Annotated in this window: 16 protein-coding genes, 4 pseudogenes and 1 other annotated feature; of the genes and pseudogenes, 5 read left to right on the top strand and 15 right to left on the bottom strand. The window is 62.5% G+C overall.

Going from position 1 to position 17627, the window contains the following annotated elements; genetic code table 11:
* Positions 1–23: 23 nt before the first annotated feature.
* From ACG10_RS23310 to ACG10_RS23260, 10 genes and pseudogenes are all read right to left on the bottom strand, one after another.
* Positions 24–629, bottom strand: a complete 606-nt coding sequence (locus ACG10_RS23310) for a 3'-5' exonuclease (protein ID WP_089170228.1) — start codon at positions 627–629, stop codon at positions 24–26.
* The gene (locus tag ACG10_RS23305) at positions 629–1579 is read right to left on the bottom strand and encodes a DNA-binding protein (RefSeq protein ID WP_089170227.1); all 951 of its coding nucleotides are present in this window, start codon (positions 1577–1579) and stop codon (positions 629–631) included. Before ACG10_RS23305 ends, ACG10_RS23310 begins: the two co-directional genes overlap by 1 nt.
* Positions 1580–2212: 633 nt before the next feature.
* Entirely contained in the window at positions 2213–2494 is a 282-nt protein-coding gene (locus ACG10_RS23300; protein WP_089170226.1) for a helix-turn-helix domain-containing protein, read from the bottom strand.
* Between the two features lie 112 nt (positions 2495–2606).
* Positions 2607–3203: a putative adenosine monophosphate-protein transferase Fic gene (locus tag ACG10_RS23290; RefSeq protein WP_089170225.1), complete on the bottom strand. Its 597-nt coding sequence runs from the start codon at positions 3201–3203 to the stop codon at positions 2607–2609.
* Between the two features lie 2 nt (positions 3204–3205).
* Positions 3206–3373, bottom strand: a complete 168-nt coding sequence (locus tag ACG10_RS23285) for a YhfG family protein (protein ID WP_089170224.1) — start codon at positions 3371–3373, stop codon at positions 3206–3208.
* A gap of 197 nt (positions 3374–3570) precedes the next feature.
* Positions 3571–4527: a quinone oxidoreductase family protein gene (locus ACG10_RS23280; protein ID WP_089170223.1), complete on the bottom strand. Its 957-nt coding sequence runs from the start codon at positions 4525–4527 to the stop codon at positions 3571–3573.
* Between the two features lie 87 nt (positions 4528–4614).
* A complete protein-coding gene (locus ACG10_RS23275; protein ID WP_089170222.1) occupies positions 4615–5343 on the bottom strand; it encodes a pirin family protein in 729 nt (242 codons plus the stop codon).
* A gap of 48 nt (positions 5344–5391) precedes the next feature.
* A complete protein-coding gene (locus ACG10_RS23270; RefSeq protein ID WP_089170221.1) occupies positions 5392–5814 on the bottom strand; it encodes a DoxX family protein in 423 nt (140 codons plus the stop codon).
* Between the two features lie 267 nt (positions 5815–6081).
* A pseudogene (locus ACG10_RS23265) lies at positions 6082–6388 on the bottom strand (tyrosine-type recombinase/integrase); the annotation flags it as partial.
* A 38-nt stretch (positions 6389–6426) separates the two neighbouring features.
* Complete coding sequence (locus tag ACG10_RS23260; protein ID WP_089170220.1) at positions 6427–7701, bottom strand: ATP-binding protein; 1275 nt, start codon at positions 7699–7701, stop codon at positions 6427–6429.
* A 261-nt stretch (positions 7702–7962) separates the two neighbouring features.
* Between ACG10_RS23260 and ACG10_RS23255 the strand changes: the two genes are divergently transcribed.
* Positions 7963–9276: an IS4 family transposase gene (locus ACG10_RS23255; protein ID WP_089170247.1), complete on the top strand. Its 1314-nt coding sequence runs from the start codon at positions 7963–7965 to the stop codon at positions 9274–9276.
* Between the two features lie 185 nt (positions 9277–9461).
* On the opposite strand, the gene ACG10_RS23250 is transcribed toward ACG10_RS23255, so the two are convergent.
* Together ACG10_RS23250 and ACG10_RS23245 are read right to left on the bottom strand one after the other, a co-directional pair.
* Entirely contained in the window at positions 9462–10445 is a 984-nt protein-coding gene (locus ACG10_RS23250; RefSeq protein WP_089170219.1) for a tyrosine-type recombinase/integrase, read from the bottom strand.
* Positions 10438–10677 (bottom strand): hypothetical protein, encoded by a 240-nt coding sequence (locus ACG10_RS23245; protein ID WP_089170218.1) that lies wholly within the window; start codon positions 10675–10677, stop codon positions 10438–10440. The genes ACG10_RS23250 and ACG10_RS23245 overlap by 8 nt, the downstream gene beginning before the upstream one ends.
* An 832-nt stretch (positions 10678–11509) precedes the next feature.
* On the opposite strand from ACG10_RS23245, the gene ACG10_RS23240 reads away from it, so the two are divergent.
* Positions 11510–12028, top strand: coding sequence for a helix-turn-helix domain-containing protein (locus tag ACG10_RS23240; RefSeq protein WP_089168266.1), 519 nt, complete (start codon positions 11510–11512; stop codon positions 12026–12028).
* A gap of 29 nt (positions 12029–12057) precedes the next feature.
* The gene (locus ACG10_RS23235) at positions 12058–12609 is read left to right on the top strand and encodes a transposase (RefSeq protein WP_089168265.1); all 552 of its coding nucleotides are present in this window, start codon (positions 12058–12060) and stop codon (positions 12607–12609) included.
* A 10-nt stretch (positions 12610–12619) separates the two neighbouring features.
* Here ACG10_RS23235 and ACG10_RS23230 read toward each other — a convergent pair.
* A pseudogene (locus ACG10_RS23230) lies at positions 12620–12922 on the bottom strand (transposase); the annotation flags it as partial.
* A gap of 187 nt (positions 12923–13109) precedes the next feature.
* Here ACG10_RS23230 and ACG10_RS23225 point away from each other — a divergent pair.
* Positions 13110–15983, top strand: coding sequence for a CHAT domain-containing protein (locus ACG10_RS23225; protein WP_157731528.1), 2874 nt, complete (start codon positions 13110–13112; stop codon positions 15981–15983).
* Positions 15984–16053: 70 nt separating this feature from the next.
* On the opposite strand, the gene ACG10_RS23220 is transcribed toward ACG10_RS23225, so the two are convergent.
* Positions 16054–16437, bottom strand: coding sequence for a hypothetical protein (locus ACG10_RS23220; RefSeq protein WP_157731527.1), 384 nt, complete (start codon positions 16435–16437; stop codon positions 16054–16056).
* A 262-nt stretch (positions 16438–16699) separates the two neighbouring features.
* Here ACG10_RS23220 and ACG10_RS23215 point away from each other — a divergent pair.
* Positions 16700–16930, top strand: a pseudogene (locus ACG10_RS23215) (transposase); the annotation flags it as partial.
* A gap of 259 nt (positions 16931–17189) precedes the next feature.
* Positions 17190–17276 (bottom strand) — a sequence feature (AL1L pseudoknot).
* On the opposite strand, the pseudogene ACG10_RS23210 reads toward ACG10_RS23215, so the two are convergent.
* Positions 17198–17554 (bottom strand): annotated as a pseudogene (locus ACG10_RS23210) (transposase); the annotation flags it as partial. Its footprint overlaps the feature before it by 79 nt.
* Positions 17555–17627 lie beyond the last annotated feature (73 nt).

Genomic DNA, 17627 nt, shown 5'->3' with positions numbered 1-17627 from the left:
TGGCCGTTCCCAAGCGTTGAAAATCAGTCGGCGGATTCTGCCATGGCGCGCACCACGCCGAGGGTCATCCGGCAGTCGGCCAGGGCTCGGTGTGCGCCGACGACCGCGATGCCCTGCTGCTGGCAGGCCTTGCCCAGGCCCTGCCATTTCCACTGACGGCGGCGGGGATCCCACTCGCCGTGGAAGCGGGCGTACTCGAGCATCGCGCAGTGAGCGATGGTGTCGTTCTCCAGGCGGCTCAGGGTGCCGGCGCGGCGGACCACCTCCGGCCAGGGCAGCCGGTGCTGGCTGGCGGCCTGGGCGAGCATGCGCAGGTCGAACTCGGCGTTGTAGATCACTACCTGGCGGCCCTTGAGCAACTCGAGCAGGCGCTCGTGAATTTCCGGCCAGCGCGGGGCGTCGGCGACCATGGCGTTGTCGATGCCGTGGATGCGGGTCAGCGCCGGCGGGATCGGTCGCTTGGGGCGGATCAGGGTGTCGAGCAGCGGCTGGCCGCGGCTGTCGATCAGGGAGAGTTCGACGATCTCCGCGCCGGCGTGCAGGCCGGTGGTTTCGGTGTCGAGGAACAGGGCGTCCCCGGCGAGCCAGCGGCACGCGGCCGCGGCGGCTTCCTGGCGATCGCGGCTCATCAGTGGCGACCTTTGTGTGGCTGGGGTGACGTCTTGCCGTCCTTGAGACGGGCGATCTCCTGCTGCAGGGCTTTCAGCTCACCACGCCGCTCGGCGGCGCTGGCGGCGGCCTGTTTCGCTTCGTCGCGGGCCTCACGGGCCTGCTTGCGCGCCTCCTCGATCTCGCGGGCGGCGCCGTCGAGGTGGGCCTGGGCGGCCTGCAGGTGGACGCGGCCGTCCTCGGCGTCCTTGCGCGCCTTTTCCAGGTCGCGGCGCAGTTCGGCGCTGAGCTGGGTGTCTTCCTCGTGCTGCTGCATCGCGGCGAGCAGCTGGCCGTTGGCGGTGGCCTCGCGTTCGCGGGCGGCCTGCTCGGCCTGACGGGCCTGCTGCAGCTGTCCGAGCAGGTCGGCTTCGCGTTGCGTGGCGGCCCGCGCCGCTTCCTTCGCGACCTTCTCGGCGGCGTCGACACGCTCCCGCATTTGAGCCAGCTCAACAGCCTGGCTTTGGCGTTGCGCCAACCCCTCTGCCAACTGATCCCGACTCGCCATTAGCTCACCTCTGGCGCCATCCAGCTGCTGTTCCAGATCCTCGATGGTCTGCGCCGCGTCGGCCAGCTCCCGTTCGGCCAGCTCGCGTTGCTCGCCGGCAGCCTTGACGACTTCTCTCACACGCCGCTCGGCGGCTTTCACGGCCTTGTCGTTCAGCTCGACTGCCAGGGCCGCCAGGCGCTCGGTCAGCGCCTTTGCGACGGCCGCCAGCGCCTCGGCTACCTCCACCGGCAGTTCGGCCACCGGCTCGGCCTCGGCGACGGCCGACCGAGCCAGGTGTTCCTCCCAGACCTGTTTCAGTCGATTGGGATTGCCGCCGCCGACCTTCTGCCGAAGGGCGAAGCCGGTGACGTTGCGCCCGGCGGCCTGCAGGGCTTCGCCGGCCTGGATAATCGTGTCGGGGGCGTATTCGGCGGGGCGCATGCCTTCTCTCCTAGCGATGGTTTGTGTTGAAGCAATATTAACAAATAAACAAACTAACAAATAAAATAACAAATTAATTCAGGCAAACCGCGCCCGCCAGGCGGATTCGTGAAGTGGCTGCCCTTTCCCAGCATGACCCGGTACACGGCAAGTCTCGCCCTTCAGGGCGGCGAGCGTCAGCGAGAGGGAGGGGAGGATAATCAACCGATCGGCAGTCGAACCGACCCAGGGTCAACGCGGGCACGAAGGGCGTTGGCCCAGCCTCTCCCAGGCTGTAAGCCATCGCCTACAGCAGATCGGGCGTTCGCCCAATAGGCGCGGAACGGCTGCCGGCGTAGATTGAATCCCACCAAGACGCCGAAGGAACGGCGCAGGCCGACCACGGAGGGCGGCCAAGGGGACCGTCGCAGGATGCGGCGACTTCATCAGGATGATGAACCCAGGGATGCGGTTGAACGACATGAAACGGCGAGGCTAATCCCCTCGCCGTTTTTGTTTGGCGCCGAAGGTGGTGGGCCCCCGGCGTTTACAGTACCTCGTCGCAAAACACCGCGCTGTTGCATCGAGCGCACCCGCATCGTCACACCGGACGTGTTTTGCAACGAAGTGCTGTGCTTGGGGTCGGCGTTTGAATCAGGCGTGAAGATCGCGCAGGGCCTCAGGATACTGTGCTGCTATGCGCAGGAGGGTCTGTGCGGCGCCGGTGGGCTTCCGCCGGCCCTGCTCCCAGTCCTGCACGGTGCGTAAGCTGACTCCGAGCAGCTCGGCAAAGGCATTCTGCGACAGACTGACCTTGGCGCGGGCTTCGGCGGCTGGGGTGAGCTTGACTTGGGTGGTCCGCACCGCCTTGCCGGCTTTCACCTGGCGTACGGACTGAAGCAGGTCCGCCTGGAATTGCTCAAGCTCTTTATCCATCGGTGATCGCCTTTCAGGAAGGCGGTGGGCAGGTTGTCGAACTTGGCCTTGGTGTCGGCGATGAGCAACCAGATCTGCCCTTCCGGCAGAGTGTTGTAAGCGCTGGGCAAGATCATTCACCGATGGGCTGGCCGATACACCTGTCGAAGACCCGCTCCAGTTTGGTGTAGTCACAGAAGACGGCAGCGATGTTGGCCTTGATCCACTCCGACTCCTCCACGGCCCACCAACTGATTTCGAAGCCCGCGTTGACGATCAGGTGCTCGAACAGGATGCGTTGGGCGCGACCATTGCCTTCTCGAAAGGGATGGAGCATGTTGATGTCGCCAAAGCACTCGGCAACCGCAGGAATCAGCCGCGAGCGTTCCCAGCCCTCGAACCAGTTGGCCTCTGCCATTTTCCGGAAGATCTTGCCTGCTTCGGGTTCGATGCGCTTGACGTTGCAGAAGTGCGTGTCGCCCTTGGCGATATCCACGCTACGAAGCTCCCCCGCCCAGTCGTAAATATCGCCAAACAGGGCTCGGTGGATATGCTTCAGGTAGTCCAGCCCGTAGGGAGGAGGCTCAAAATCGAGCTGGCTGGCAGCCAGCTCGGAAAGCTCGCGCTCGGCACGCGATAGCTGCCCTTCATCCTGGAGGTCGAGACGATTGCGCAGGATATCTGTACCGGGATAGCAGTAAGGGTCCTGCCCTGTACCGTACTTGTCCAGGGTCAGGACTGCTTGCGGTAAGCGTTCAGGATGGCTTCGCGGGTAGGCAGTTCGCGCTGGGATTCCGCCAAGGTGACCTCATAGCCTTCCAGACGCAGGCTGGCGACATAATTGGCACGACGGGTCTTGGCGCAGTAGGCCTTCTTGGCTTGCAGACTGAGGGCGCTCACGGTTCCAACCTCATCTCGTTGCAGAGTGTTCATTGTAACGAAGTCTCTTTCAGTCAACGAGCCAAAACGTGCCTCGCCCAAGCGGGATCCCGGGCCCACCCCATTCACTTGGGCCTGCCATGTTCAGGATCCTGCCGCCTGCGCCGAGTCCGCGAAGCGCCTCGCAGGCCCTGCGGCGAACGCCCACCGGTCCTGGTTCAGGGAATCAGGATCACCTTCTCGCTGCGCCCTTCGTTGAAATCGGCATAACGCGCCGGACCTTCGGCAAGGGGGGATTCGATCAACCCCTCCGGAGCGGGCAGGGTGCCGTCGTCGAAATGCCGGCCAAAGCGCTCCAGCATCCGTGCACATTCGGCGCAGCCGTAGAGCAGCGAGTTGATGCCCACCACCGAGCCGCCACGGCGATACAGGTCCAGCGCGGGCAACTGCACCTGGCCGTCGACCGGCGCCGCGATAATCGCGATACGGCCAAAGGTCGCCAGCGCCGGAACCGCGGCGGCGAGCCAAAAGCCGGTGGTATCGAAGATCACCTCTGCGCCGCCCTCGAACACCTGTTCGACCTGGCTGGGCAGCGCTTCCGGACTGGTCAGCGACAGCGCTTCAAACCCCTGGGTCTGCAGAGCCCGCCGCTGTTCCTCGCGGCGTGCCGCACCCAGCACGTGCGCACCCCGTACCCTGGCCAGTGCCAGGGCCGCACGGCCCACCGCGCCGGCGCCGATCACCAGCAGCCGCGTGCCACGGCCCACGCCGCTACGCTCCAGGGCATCCCAGGCGGTGGTATAGGGCACACCGAGGCTGGCAGCCTGGCTGAAACTCAGGGACTCCGGTTTCAACGCCACGCCGTCGGCGGGCAGTTTCACGTAGGCGGCGTGGGCGCCGTCGTTATAGAAGCCCAGCTCCTTGCCGGTCCCCCACACCGCTTTGTCCAGCAGGGACGGCGGGCCTTGCACCACGACGCCGGCAAAGTCCCGGCCGGGAATCCGCGGCAGGGTGGTGTAGGGGAAACGTCCGAGCACGTTCTTCACGTCGCTTGGATTCAGTCCGCTGGCTCTGACCTCCACCAGCACCTCGCCGGCGGCAGGGAGCGGCGTCGGCAGGTCGAGATAACGCAGCGCAGACAGGTCGCCGGTTTGGGAAAATTGCAGTGCTTTCATGAGGACTCCTTCAAGAGCGCCAGTGAGCGATGGGTGGTTTCGGCGGGCGGCTCTCGGCGCTGTCCGCAGGGAGCCCGCGGGGGCCATTCAGGGCATTCGTGGCCGTTCGTTGGGGCGTAGGTCGAAGACCAGCACCTCAGCCCGTTCACCGTCGGCGAACTCCAGGCGCTCGGCGTGGCGAATGCGCAGGCCGTCGCCCGCCTCCAGGCGCTGGCCGTTGACGCTCAGCGCACCGCGCGCCAGGTGCACGTAGGCGTGGCGCTGCCCGCCGAGTTCCAGGCTGGCCCGTTCCGCGCCGTCGAACAGCCCGGCGTAGACCCGGGCGTCCTGATGGAGGCGCAGCGAGCCCTGCTCGCCGTCCGGCGAGAGGATCAGCTGCAGCCGGCCGCGCTTGTCCTCGGCGGCGAAGCGCTGCTGCTGATAGCCCGGCGTCACGCCCCGGACGGCCGGGACGATCCAGATCTGCAGGAAGTGCACCGGCTCGCGGGGCGAGGCGTTGTACTCGCTGTGGGCAATGCCGGTGCCGGCGCTCATCAGCTGGATGTCGCCCGGGCGGATCAGCGAACCGTTGCCCAGGCTGTCCTGGTGCTCGAGGGCGCCGTCGAGCACGTAGGAGAGGATCTCCATGTCCCGGTGCGGATGCCGGCCGAAGCCCTGGCCGGCGGCGACGCGGTCGTCGTTGATCACCAAGAGGTCGGAGAAGCCGACCTGCTCGGGGTCGTGGTAGTCGGCGAAGGAAAAGCTGTGGCGGGACTGCAGCCAGCCGTGGTCGGCCTGGCCGCGCTCGCTGGAGCGGCGCAGTTCGTGGGTGTTCATCTCGGATTCCTCGGTCGGCGAGGCCCGGCCGGAGCCGGGCGGGAAGCTTCAGGCGTGGGCGATGCGGCGGCTACGGTAGGCATCCAGGCTCAGGGCGCCGGCGCCGAAGGCGGCCACCTGCAGCAGCCCGCCGGCGATCGCCAGGTTCTTCAGGAAGTGGATGAGCTGGTTCTGGTCACCGAACTGGTTGTGGAACGCCAGGGCTGTCGCCAGGGTGAAGCCGGCCATCACGGCGGCGACCAGGCGGGTGCGGTAGCCGACCAGCAGCGCCGTGGCGAAGCCCAGCTCGATCAGCAGCGCGGCCGCCAGGGCCAGCGTGGGGAAGGGCATGCCGGTGCTGCCGATATAGCCGAGGGTGGCGGCCGGGGCGGCGGCCTTGCCCAGGCCGCTGACGATGAACAGCGAGCTCAGCAGGGCGCGGCCGGCGAAGGCAGTGGCGGTGTGGGTGGCGGTCGAGGTCGAAAGGGTCATGTCCGTGTCTCCTGGTAGGTAGGGGCGCCTTGTTCAGCACCATGAGCACAGACTAGTGTCTCCTTGCGATTCGATTAAGAGGCCGGAAAGCGCAATATTGTCTACTCAGAAGAGACAATGAGCCCGCTTGAGGACCTGCGCCGGTTCGTCGCCGGGGTGGACGGCAGGAGCTTCACCGCAGCGGCCGAGGCGCGGGTCCGTTGTCGTGCGGGTCTCACGCCTGACGACCGATCGTGGTGGATTCCGACCCGGGGCCACGCGGTGCTGTCAGTAGCGCACCTTGAAGGTGGGCGAATCCTCCGCCCGCAGGTGCCGGCGGTCGTAGAGCCGGGTGGTGCTGATGTTGGCATGGCCCAGCCACTGCTGGACCTTGGCGATGTCGGCCTCGTGTTCCAGGGCGTTGGTGGCGGCGGTGGCGCGCAGACCGTGGACGCCGAGGCCCTCGACCGTGATGCCGGCCGCCCTGGCGTAGGGCATAGATCCCGTCGGCACTGATCCCGCTGCCGGTCCGTTTGCCGCGCAGCGGCAGGAACAGCGGTGCCTTGAGGTCTTCGAGATGGTGCCCCGAGGCCTCCGGCCTGCCGGGTGTACCGGCCGACCCGCGCGAACTGTCTATGGGGAACTTTGCAGGTCTGACGCAAGGGAATCTCTCTGCCACAGCCGATCCATGGGAACAGCAAAGGCATTGGGTATTTCGGCCAGCGGCAGCGTGTTGGTTCCGGTGTAGAGCAGAATTCCGCCCTGCCAGCTGTCGCCGGCCTGCTCGGCAAGTCGCGCCAGTCCCCGGCCGTCCCGGGCCTGGAGGGAGGCGGCCTTCTTGACCTCCACGCCCCAGAGGCGGTCATCCTGCTCTATGACCAGATCCACTTCGATCTGGTCTTTATCCCGGTAATGGGAGAAGCGGAGTTCGTTGTCGACCCAGCCCGACTGGCAGATCAGCTGTTGTACGACGAAGCTTTCCAGCATGCCGCCAAAAGGCTTGGTCGGTTGATGCCAGTCGGCTGTTTTGAGCCCCGTGAGGGCGCATCCCAGTCCCGAGTCGACGATGTGGATCTTGGGTGCCTTGATCAGGCGTTTGGCGGCATTGCGGTGCCAGGCGGGCAGCGTTCGGATCAGGAAAAGGCGCTCCAGTACCGACAGGTAGCGGCCTATGGTGTCGCGCTGCAGGCCGACGTCCTGCATCAGGTTACTGATGTTGACCAGGTTACCGGTGCGCAGAGCGATCAGCTTGAGCAGGCGTAGCAACTCATCGGAGTCGCGGATGTTGGCGATATCCCGGACATCACGCTGAATGATGGCGTTCAGGTACTGGCGATACCACTGCTGGGCGCGCAGCTCGGTGCGGGTGTTGGGCTCGGGATAACCGCCGCGTACCACGGCTTCGGCGACGCCGGCGATCGGTGGCTGAATGCCGGTGATCGCCGGCTTGAGCGACCCGGAAATCATGGCTTCCAGCAGCGAATAGGTGCTGTGGTGTTTTTCCTGCTCGGAAAGGGGATTGAGGTAGATCACCTCCATCCGGCCAGCCAGTGACTCCTGTACGCCCGGTAGCAGCAGCAGGTTGGCCGAGCCGGTCAGAATGAAGCGACCTGGGCGGCGATCATGGTCTACGGACAGTTTGATCGCTGGCAGCAGCTCGGGAACGCGCTGCACTTCATCAAGAATCATGGCGGCCGGCAGACCGGCCACAAAACCCATCGGATCGTCGCGGGCGGCAGCGAGCAGGGTGGCATCGTCAAAGGAGATGTAGGTTCGATCCGGCTGCAGCCGACGTGCGAGCGTGGTCTTGCCGACCTGGCGCGGCCCGAGGATGCACACTACGGGGGTATCGGCCAAGGCATCCAGCACCTGCTGCTGCAGATAACGCGGGTGGTGTACGGTCGTCACGGGGTTACCTGTCGGAGGCGATCGATCAACAGGCCGAAGTGTAATGAGGGACTTGGTTATCCGTCCAATTGCATGATTCATCTCCGTCCAAATTAATGGTTTGCTGTCGTCTATTTTTGTAGTTTATGCGCGTCCAGATGACTGATAAGGCCCAGCCCTTTCAAGGTCTTTGCGTAAACTCTCCCGATAATCGATCGGGAGGGCAAGACGATGTGGGATGCAATTCTGGCGCGGTTCGAAAAGCAGGCACCGGCCAGCGTCATGGCGCGTCTGGCGCTGGAGCGGGCAATGCCGGCCGCCTGGATCGACGAAGTGTTCGAGGCCAACCGGCAGCGCCAGTATCCACGCGAGCTGCTGTTTTCCACGGTGGTCGAGCTGATGTCGCTGGTTTCCCTGGGGTTGCGCCCTTCGCTGCACGCCGCCGCGCGCCAGATGGACCACCTGCCCGTATCGCTGGCGGCGCTGTACGACAAGGTCAGGCGTACCGAGCCGCCCTTGCTGCGGGCCCTGGTACAGGGCAGCGCCCAGCGCCTGGAGCCGATCGTCTCGGCCCTGGGCACTGCGCCCTGCCTGCCCGGCTGGCAGGTGCGCATCGTCGACGGCAACCATCTGCCGGCCTCGGAGAAACGCCTGGCGCCGCTGCGCAACCAGCGCGCCGCCGCTCTGCCGGGGCATTCGCTGGTGGTCTACGACCCCGACCTGGACCTGGTGACCGATCTGGCGGTCTGCGAGGACGCCTACGAGAGCGAGCGCACCGGCGTCCTGCCGCTATTGGACAGTGCCCGGCCGGGGCAGCTGTGGATGGCCGACCGGCATTTCTGCACCCGCACGATTCTCCAGTCGCTCCAGCAGGCCCTGGCCGGTTTCATCGTGCGCCAGGATGCCAAGCATCCGTGCATCGTTCACGAGGGGCCCTGGCACGACCGGGGCCGGGTGGAAACCGGCTGGGTACTCGAACAGGACATCCACATAGACGAGGGCCAGGCGCCCTGGCGCCGCATCGAGCTGCGTCTGGATCGGCCGACGGAGTCGGGCGAGTCCGTGCTCTGGCTGTGGAGCAACCTGCCCGCGACGATCGACGCCCGGCAGGTTGCCGAGCTGTACCGTCGGCGCTGGCGTATCGAGGGGATGTTCCAGCGCCTGGAGTCGGTCCTGCAGAGCGAGATCCGCAGCCTGGGCCATCCCCGGGCGGCGCTGCTGGGGTTTGCCGTGGCGGTGCTGGCCTGCAACCTCCTGGCGGTGCTCAAGCGCAGCGTCGAGCAGGCCCATCGCGAACAGCTTCCCGAGGGCTGGGAGGCGTCCCCCTACCACCTGGCGGTCCAGGTCAGAAGCCGTTACGAGGGGATGCTCGTCGCACTGCCGGTGGAGCACTGGCCCGCCTGGGCCGACGACTCGGCCAGCACACTGGCACAGCGCCTGCTGGAGTTGGCGCGGCACATCAAGCCCAGCCAGGTGGCCACCAGCAAGCGCGGCCCCAAAGTGAAGAAGACCAGGGAGTGGGTCGATGGTGCCACGGCTCGCGCTCATGTCTCTACGGCCCGTGTAATCGAGGCCTCGAAAGGCAAAAGACCTTGAAAGGGCTGCTGATAAGGCCGCTTGAGCCGCCGTCTTCTTGCAGGGGGGCGGCAGGTGCCGCGATACGGCACTGAGGGGGCCGTATGCCTGGGGGCAGTGTTTCCAGTCCCCGATCCGTCGCCAGGCAAGGCCATGTGCACGTCGCGCTCCGGCGTCGGGCGCGAGCCTTTCCGTTGCCGGGTGGCTCAGTAGCGGACCTTGAAGGTGGGCGAATCCTCCGCCCGCAGGTGCCGGCGGTCGTAGAGCCGGGTGGTGCTGATATTGGCATGGCCCAGCCACTGCTGGACCTTGGCGATGTCGGCCTCGTGTTCCAGGGCGTTGGTGGCGGCGGTGGCGCGCAGGCCGTGGACGCCAAGGCCCTCGACGGCGATGCCGGCCGCCCTGGCGTAGGCCCCGACCAGGGCATAGATGCCCTCGGCGGAGATCCCGGCGCCGGTCCTTTTCCCGCGCAGCGGCAGGAACAGCGGCGCCTTGGGGTCCACGAGGTGATGCCCGGAGGCCTCCAGGTAGCCATGGATCCGCTCGGCGGCGACCGGGTGCAGCGGCAGGTAGCGCAGCTTGCCGCCCTTGCCGTGGACGCGCAGGTGCTTGAGGCCGCGGCGGTCCTGGAGGTCGTGGACCGCCAGGCGGGCGGCTTCCTCGCGGCGCAGGCCGTGATAGAGCAGCACGGCGAGCAGCGCCCGGTCGCGGCGGCCCTTGAGGGTGGCGGGATCGGGGGCTTCGAGCAGGGCGCGGGCCTGGTGGTCGCCGAGAGCCGGGGTCTTGCCTTCATTCGTTTCGAGCTTGGGCCGCTTGACGCCGTGCACCGGGTTGCCGCCGGCCACCGCGTTGCACTCGAGCAGGTGGTCGAACAGGCTGGTGAGGGCGGCGAGCTTGCGGCGGAGGGTGGCCGCGGACAGACCGCGCTGCTCCAGGTGCTTGCGCCAGGCCAGCACGTGGGCGCGGGTGACGGCGCGAAACTGCTCCGGCGCCTGCAGCCCGACGAAGGCGCAGAAGTCCGCGAGGTCGCCCTGGTAGGCGCGGCGGGTGCGCGGGTTGTCGAGGTTGGCGAACCACTCGGCGGCGGCCGGCACCCGGGCCAGGCCCTGGAACTCCGCGGCGGTGAGGCGGCGTTCGCCGGCGACCGTCAGCTCGCCCGGCCGTTCCTCCCGTTCGATCCGCTCAGTCATGGCTGACCGCCTGCGGCGCGGGCCGCTCGCCGAGGGGCAGGGCGGCGTCGAAGGGCTCGCGGCCCCGTTCGCCGTCCGCGTGCCGGCCCGGGAGCCGGGCTTCCCGTTCCCGGTCGGCGCCATCGCCGGGTAGCGGGCGGAGCCTCGGCCGCTCGAGCCCGGTGAAGACCGTGCCGGGCAGCCGATCCTGCCGGGTTTCGAAAGCGCGGCGAAGGCGTGCGGCGTGGTCCATCGGCGGGGCGCTCCAGCGGGTTCGTCCGGTCGCGGGCGCGACCGGGGGCCCCGCCAGTATAATTAATGATAACGGATTTTATCGGGAATTTTGGAAACCAATCATCTGTCGTCCAAGGTCCGCGGCAGGTCCCCTCGTCCCGGCTGGCAGAAGCAACTCCACCCGGAAGCCGGCGAGGCCCGGATGAGTGCTTAAAACCGTGTTCACGACGGCTGGGCAAGCTCAATTCCATTGAGCCAGAAAAGGATAGCCCGAGTTACTACTCGTCAGTTGAAGCGGTTTTCAAAGTGGTCGCCGCTTGCAAATATATGTGTGCCTATCTTTTCTTTCTGTAAGAAAAGTCCTAAAGCAGATTTGAAAGCTCTCGAGGATGTTTTGAAAAACATTATATTCTTGAGGGGATAGGTGCATTTCTGGAGTATTTTTCGCTTCGTTGCTCAGGGGCAACTGACTTTCGTATATAACATAAGTTCTAAGTGTTTCTGTTTTCTGGCTGTTTTGGTGGAATATTTTTGGCTGTCTTCTTAACGGTTGACGGTTGGGATTGATCACGTATGGTTTAGTGGTTGGCGGTAGCGTGTCCATTATTAAAGCGCAGCGTCTCAAAGCCTCTGGTTAGTACGAGGTGGCAGTACCAGGAAGTCATGGTGCATTCTTGGGCCATCATCAGGAGGATGCGCTATGGCAAAAGGTCTTCATGGCTCAGCCCGCACAACGCCGCGAGTTCGAGCCGAGTTCGGCGCATGGATTAGAGTTGCATCCACGATGGTTCCCTAGTGCAGTTTCATAGATGAAGTTGTGGAAATTATGGCATCAGGCGATGCTATGCCCCATGAAAGCACCTCTATTCGTTCGCCCTTTGACTACCGAGGAACGGCAGGCCCTGCAGGTTGGCTTGCGTGCCCGGGAAGCCTTCACGCTGCGGCGCTGCCAGATCCTGCTGGCCAGCGCTGACGGCAAGACCGCCACGGAAATTGCCGCTCTGTTCGGCTGCGCCACGCAAACCGTACGCAACACCCTGCGGGCCTTTGCCGCCGAGGGGGTGTCTTGCCTGACGGAGAAGTCGCATCGGCCCAAACGTGTCCGTCCCTTGCTTGCGGGCACGCAGGCCGAGCGCTTGCGCTCTTTGCTGCACCGCAGCCCCCGCGATTTCGGCAAGCCCACCCGCTTGTGGACCTTGAGCCTGGCCGCCGAGGTGGCCTTCGAGCAGGGGCTGACCGAACGGCAACTGAGCTATGAGTCGATCCGCCAGACGCTGATACGCCTGGGCGTGGGCTGGAAGCGGGCCAAGACCTGGATTACCAGCCCGGATCCCCACTATGCGCGCAAAAAAAGCGACGCGACTGGCTGATCGAACTGGCCACAACGCACCCGGACTGGGTGCTGGGTTTTCAGGACGAGGTCTGGTGGAGTCGTTTTGCGCGCCCATCCCTGAAGGCCTGGAGCGCGGGTCAGGCCCTGCGCCTGCAGCAGTTGTCGGTGGATCCGCAGGATGCCGGACCCAAGGCGCTGAGCTGCTATGGCCTGCTGCGCGCCGACACGGGGCAGATGCTGCTGCGTTTCGTCAAGGGCCGCCCGGTCAGCCAGGTGACCGAGGACTTCCTGGAGTGGGTCTGCGAGCGCCTGGCGAGCGAGGGGAAGAAGGCGCTGCTGATGATCTGGGACAACGCCAGCTGGCATATCAGCCACCGGGTGCGGGCCTGGATCGGGGCGCACAACCGCCGGGCCAGGGCCGAGGGTGGCGTACGGATCGTAACCTGCCGCCTGCCGAGCAAGAGCCCCTGGCTGAACCGGATCGAGCCCCGCTGGGTGCATGGCAAGCGGGCGATCCATGAACCCGAACGCCCGCTGACCAGCGCTGAGGTGATGGAGCGAGTCTGCACCTATTACGGTTGTGAACAGCTCCCGCCACTTGAACAGGATGTTGGTTGAAACTGCACTAGCGCAGGGACAACCCATGCTCCCCCAGATGTTCGTTGATCACCTCCAGGATGCTCGAGATCAATCCGTGCCGCTCCAACCGATGGCGGAAATTCATGATGGTGGTGTCTTCGGGAATGCTGCCCTGGCTCAGTAACTGACGCAGCGAGATAATTTCGTACAGAGCTTTCTCCATCTCCGGATCGCTCAGGGCCAGCAGCCCCTCCCATGGTACCACCTGTTCCATCTCTGCCAGAAACCGTTCGCGGCGGGTCTGCTTGCGTTTGCCGGCGTACTCGGCGTCGGAGAAGCTCATCTGGGTCATGCGGCAGGGTTCGGGCTGAACGGCGGAAGGGCTATTTCAACAGATTTGGCGGGGCTTGTTCGGAGTTTCCCTCGAGACTTTCCGAGACGGTTACTCGAACCCTTATTCGCTATATTCATCAAATGGAAGTACATTTCCAACGCTGCCGTTGTCAAGTAGGCTCTTTGTTTCATTGAAGGGGATGGGCATGCCTCCCGAAGAAACTTTTCAGGCCGGGCTTCAGTACAAAGCTGCAGGCGAATTTAAGCAAGCCTTCGATCAATTTGCCGAGGCGGCCGATGCCTTCGGACAGCACGAAGACGCGCACGGAACCAGCTTGGCGCTCGCCCACGCTGCTGACTGCTGCAGAATGCTGGAGGACTTCGACAATGCTCGGGCGTTGGCTGAGGCCGCTGTTCAGATTGCGGAAAGCATTTCGTCACCTGAGTTAATTTGCCACGCGCGAATGATTCAAGGTCAGGTGTATGAAGATCAGGGTGACCGGCGAAGAGCAGCTTCGATTCTGAAGGAAACAGCCGAACTGGCAGAGCGGCATATTGAAGATCCTCTCGTCCGTTGCAACGCGTTTCTCTGTTATGGTGATGTGCTTTACATGCTCGGCAAGGCTCTTGAGGCAAAGCGGTGGCTGGAAAAAGCTGCCTGTATCGCGCGGGACGAACTCACCGATTTCGAGACACAGGCCAGTCACCATCGTGCCAAGTGCAACAGTTTCGTCAGCTTTGGGGAAGTGTTACTCTTTCTTAATGACGAGCAGGGGATTGAGTGGCTAAAAGAAGCCGCAGGACTTACACAGCATACGTTTTGCGATCCCCACACCAAGTGCATCATCTTCAAGAGCTACGGTGAAGCGTTGCGAGTGTTGGGCCGGCGATTGGAGGCGCGCCAGTGGCTAAACGAGGCAAAGCGTATAGCCGACGACCAACCACTCGACTTGGAAACACGCTGTCAGGCAAATTTGGCCTATGGACAGATACTTGGCGATTTGAAACAGCTGGAAATGGCGGCAGAACTGTTCGGCACTGCAGTACAACTTGCCGAAGAATTAGATGATGACCATTATCGCTGCCTCACCCTTCATCGGTTTGGTGACGCCTTGCGTTCAAGGGGCGCTCTCCAGGAAGCGGAAATGCAGTTGTCGAAAGCGGCAACGTTGGCAGGGCGTATTCCTGACAAGCATACCGGTTCTGCAGCACTTCGCAGCTACGCCGAATTGCTCATCTCCCTAAACAGGTTAGACGAGGCACGCCTGCAGTTGCGCAAGGCTCAACGACTGTCGAAGGGCGTGCCGGAACCGCTACTCCACTGTAATTTACATGCGAGCCTCATGCACATTTCAGCAAAGCAGGAGCTGTGGGAGGAAGCATGGCAGGAGGCAAAATGTGCGCAGGAATTTGCTCTTAAAACTGTTGGTTCCAACCGATCAATGCGTGGAATTGCTCATTTTCTCTCGGTCTATCACCCGATCTTGGATGTTGCGCTGACGTCAGCGGAAGAGATCTGGCGCCGCGACAAAACCTTTTCCCATGAAAAGCTGCCGCCGCTCGATTTGATTAAGATCATCGATGCAAGCAAATGTGTGGCAATCCGAGAAGGACTGCGCAGGCATCTCGCAGCTTCCGACACGACAACACCCGGTAAGACCGTGGCTTGGCGTCCGGCTCCCCAACCTTGGCAGTCAGCATTCAAACAACGATCACTACCTGTCGAAAAAGGGGCGAGACAAAGGCTTAGGGGGCCAGTGCAAGCCGGCGAGGAACAGTCTTCTGTTGAGTTTATAAATCCCCTTGAGCTTCCCTCGGGCGTCACTGAGAAGAATCGCTACTGTGCGACGATCGACGAGGACGGACTCCGGCGAGTTATCGACGCAAATCTTCTCCTTCTTCACTTTGTTTTCCATGGCAATGATTTGCTCGTCGCGCCTCTGTGTCGGGACAGCGCAGGGATCGTAAGGATCGTGAACGCCTGCAGCAGCAACTTCCCCTTTTATAGGGCAAAAGACGTACGCAAGCAGGTGCAAGAACTCGTTTTGAAACAACGCGATCTCATCTACAAGATCGGAAACGAATTTGAGGACGCCAGCGTCCCTTCGGCTATTGATGCCGCCTATCTGAGCCAATCAGGCCACGATCTGTCTGTTATTTATGAGGTGATTTCAGAGATTATCGGCCTTCCCGCAATATTAGGTGGACTTAAGGAAAAAATCGGATCCCTTGATCCTTGGCATTTGGTTGTCATTCCGGACGGCCCGCTCTATCAGTTCCCTCTCCACGCGCTAAGAGTGGGCGAAGGGGACCGGGTACTTTACGAAAAGTTTGCCTCCGTGCACTATGCGGTTTCACTGCGAATGTTGGATCTGCTGGGAGCAATCAGTCCCCGTTCCTTTTCGCAGCAACAACACGAACCTGAGAACATAAAAGGGGTTGTATTCGCGAACCCCGATAAGGGACTGAATTATGCTTTTGACGAGGTACGGGAATTGGTCGAGGCAACAAGTCCAAACCAGTGGTGGGTGCACGGTGACGCTGACCAGGCGGAGTACCAGGCAACACGTTTTAACTTCGAACAACGCCACGCCGCTGGCAATCTTCTTTGGCTGATTGGGCATGGCAATGACCAATGCAAGGACGTGATCGAAGGCGTTACCGTCTTTGAACCAGCCTTTATTCTAAAGGATGGGCCGCTCGGTATCTCCCGATTGCTCCATTCGACCCCTGACTTCACTGGAGTTGAACTGCTCATGATATCAGCCTGCTGGCTTGGTAAAGTTGATTCAGACCGAGGATTCTCGCGAGAAATCGAGAGCTATCACGCCTTACTTTCGCTGCATGGCTGTCGGCGAGTAACCACGGCGCTATGGCCTCTGGCTGATATTGTTGCTCCTAAGTTCGCCCGCTGCTTCATAAGAACACTCGGCGAGTATGCGTTTCGCAGCACTGCACCGCAATCAAATTCGTTCGCCTGCGCCCATAAACATGCTTTAAACGCATTTCGAACCCAAGACGGCGGAAGATTCGATCACGAATTTTTTTGGGCACCTTACACGCTCTATGGCCTCGGATGAATGTTGCAAGTTAGTGCACTGGATGAGTTCCACCAAATGACAGCATCATGCGCCCGGCCGTGAAGTTTTTTTACAGAAGTTCGATCCTTTTTATCTCGCGCTCCCTCCTCATAATCTGGTTTATTTCAGCATACTCCAAGATTTTCTCTGGTGGGATCGACGCAGGGAACTCCATCTTTCCGCCTTCTGTATCGGTGAAAACAATCTTCTGTGCCCCCCTGGCAGCGACATGAGTATTAATAATGTTGAGCAAACCGCGGACCAGTGCCACAACTGCAGCCGCTGACAACAGCGTGATGGTGATGGGTTCAGCTCGAAGTGATGACTGCGCCTCCTGCTCGTCGTTGATCCTAACGCCCTCTCCAGACCAGTTCGAGGTGGCGCCTGCCTGTTTCAGAGCCGCGCGAAGTTCGTCCTCTTTTATCATGGGCGATGAGATTCGAATTTGAGTCATGTCCGTATCCGATATAGCCAATGTCTGGGATGGCACTGTCCGGCCAATGGAGCGTGAAATGGCGCGAATGTGCCTTTGCACATATTAGACTTCTCCCTGCGATGTTAGTTTTGTTGATCAAGAGAATGACATGCGACTCGTGGCCGAGTGATGCGGAAAGGAATCCGTGGATCGAGCTCATGCATCACATCCGTAAGGGAAATCCTGAAAAAGACTTCCCGATTCTGCTGAAATACGTCCGTCCCATTGCCCGAGTTCTCCGATGAAGCAATTGTCCTTCGCCGATGCCGAGTATGCCGGCAAGCGCAAGCAGACCCGCCGCGAGCGTTTCCTGCTCGAAATGGACGAGGTGGTGCCGTGGGCGGGGCTGATTGTCCTGATCGAGCCCCACTATCCCAAGGGCGAAGGCGGTCGGCCTGCCTACCCGCTGGCAGCCATGCTGCGCGTGCACCTGATGCAGAACTGGTTCGGCTACAGCGATCCGGCGATGGAGGGGTAGAACAAGCAGTCGTGTCACCAGCCGCCATCTGACTGAATGCCTGCATTGGCGGGTGCTGTCGCCAAACATCTGTTTCTCGATACAGGCCTAAGCGAGTCGAAAGCAGTGAGGAAAACCTGCACGGAAAACGCAGTCGGATTGCTGAGCAGCCGGAAACCTAGCTAATTTGGTTTTCCGACAGCGAAATGGCGGCTGGTGACGCGACTGCTTGTTCTACCCCTAATTCCGGTCGAAAATCATCTTGATTGCAGGTCGTTACACGTAGGCCTGGCGGTGATCATCGATGAAGGTCTTCATCGCTTGAAGCGGCGGTCGAGCTCCGACCTGGGCAAAATACGCCGAGGCCTTGCGCAGGATCTCGTTGGCCTGACGCAGCTCTCGAACTTCACACTCCAGAGCCTTGATCCGCTCACGCTCGGGCGTCGTCTGCCCCTCGCGCAGTCCGGTATCGCGCTCGGCCTGCCTTACCCAGCGGCGCAGCGTTTCGGCCGTGCAACCGATCTTCGCCGCGATGGAGTGGATCGCCGCCCACTGCGACTCGTGCTCGTCCTGATGCTCGAGCACCATACGAACTGCCCGCTGCCGGACTTCCGGGGAATACTTCGTGGCTGTCTTCATGGCTCCATCCTCTCAAAGGTTGGAGCCTCCGGAAAACCCGGGGCGGTTCAGCGTGTTTGTACCGAACACTTAC

This window comes from Azotobacter chroococcum (assembly GCF_002220155.1).
Classification (GTDB): Bacteria; Pseudomonadota; Gammaproteobacteria; order Pseudomonadales; family Pseudomonadaceae; genus Azotobacter; species Azotobacter chroococcum.
The sequence above is the reverse complement of the archived record's forward strand: the minus strand, read 5'-3'. Positions and strand labels throughout refer to the sequence as shown.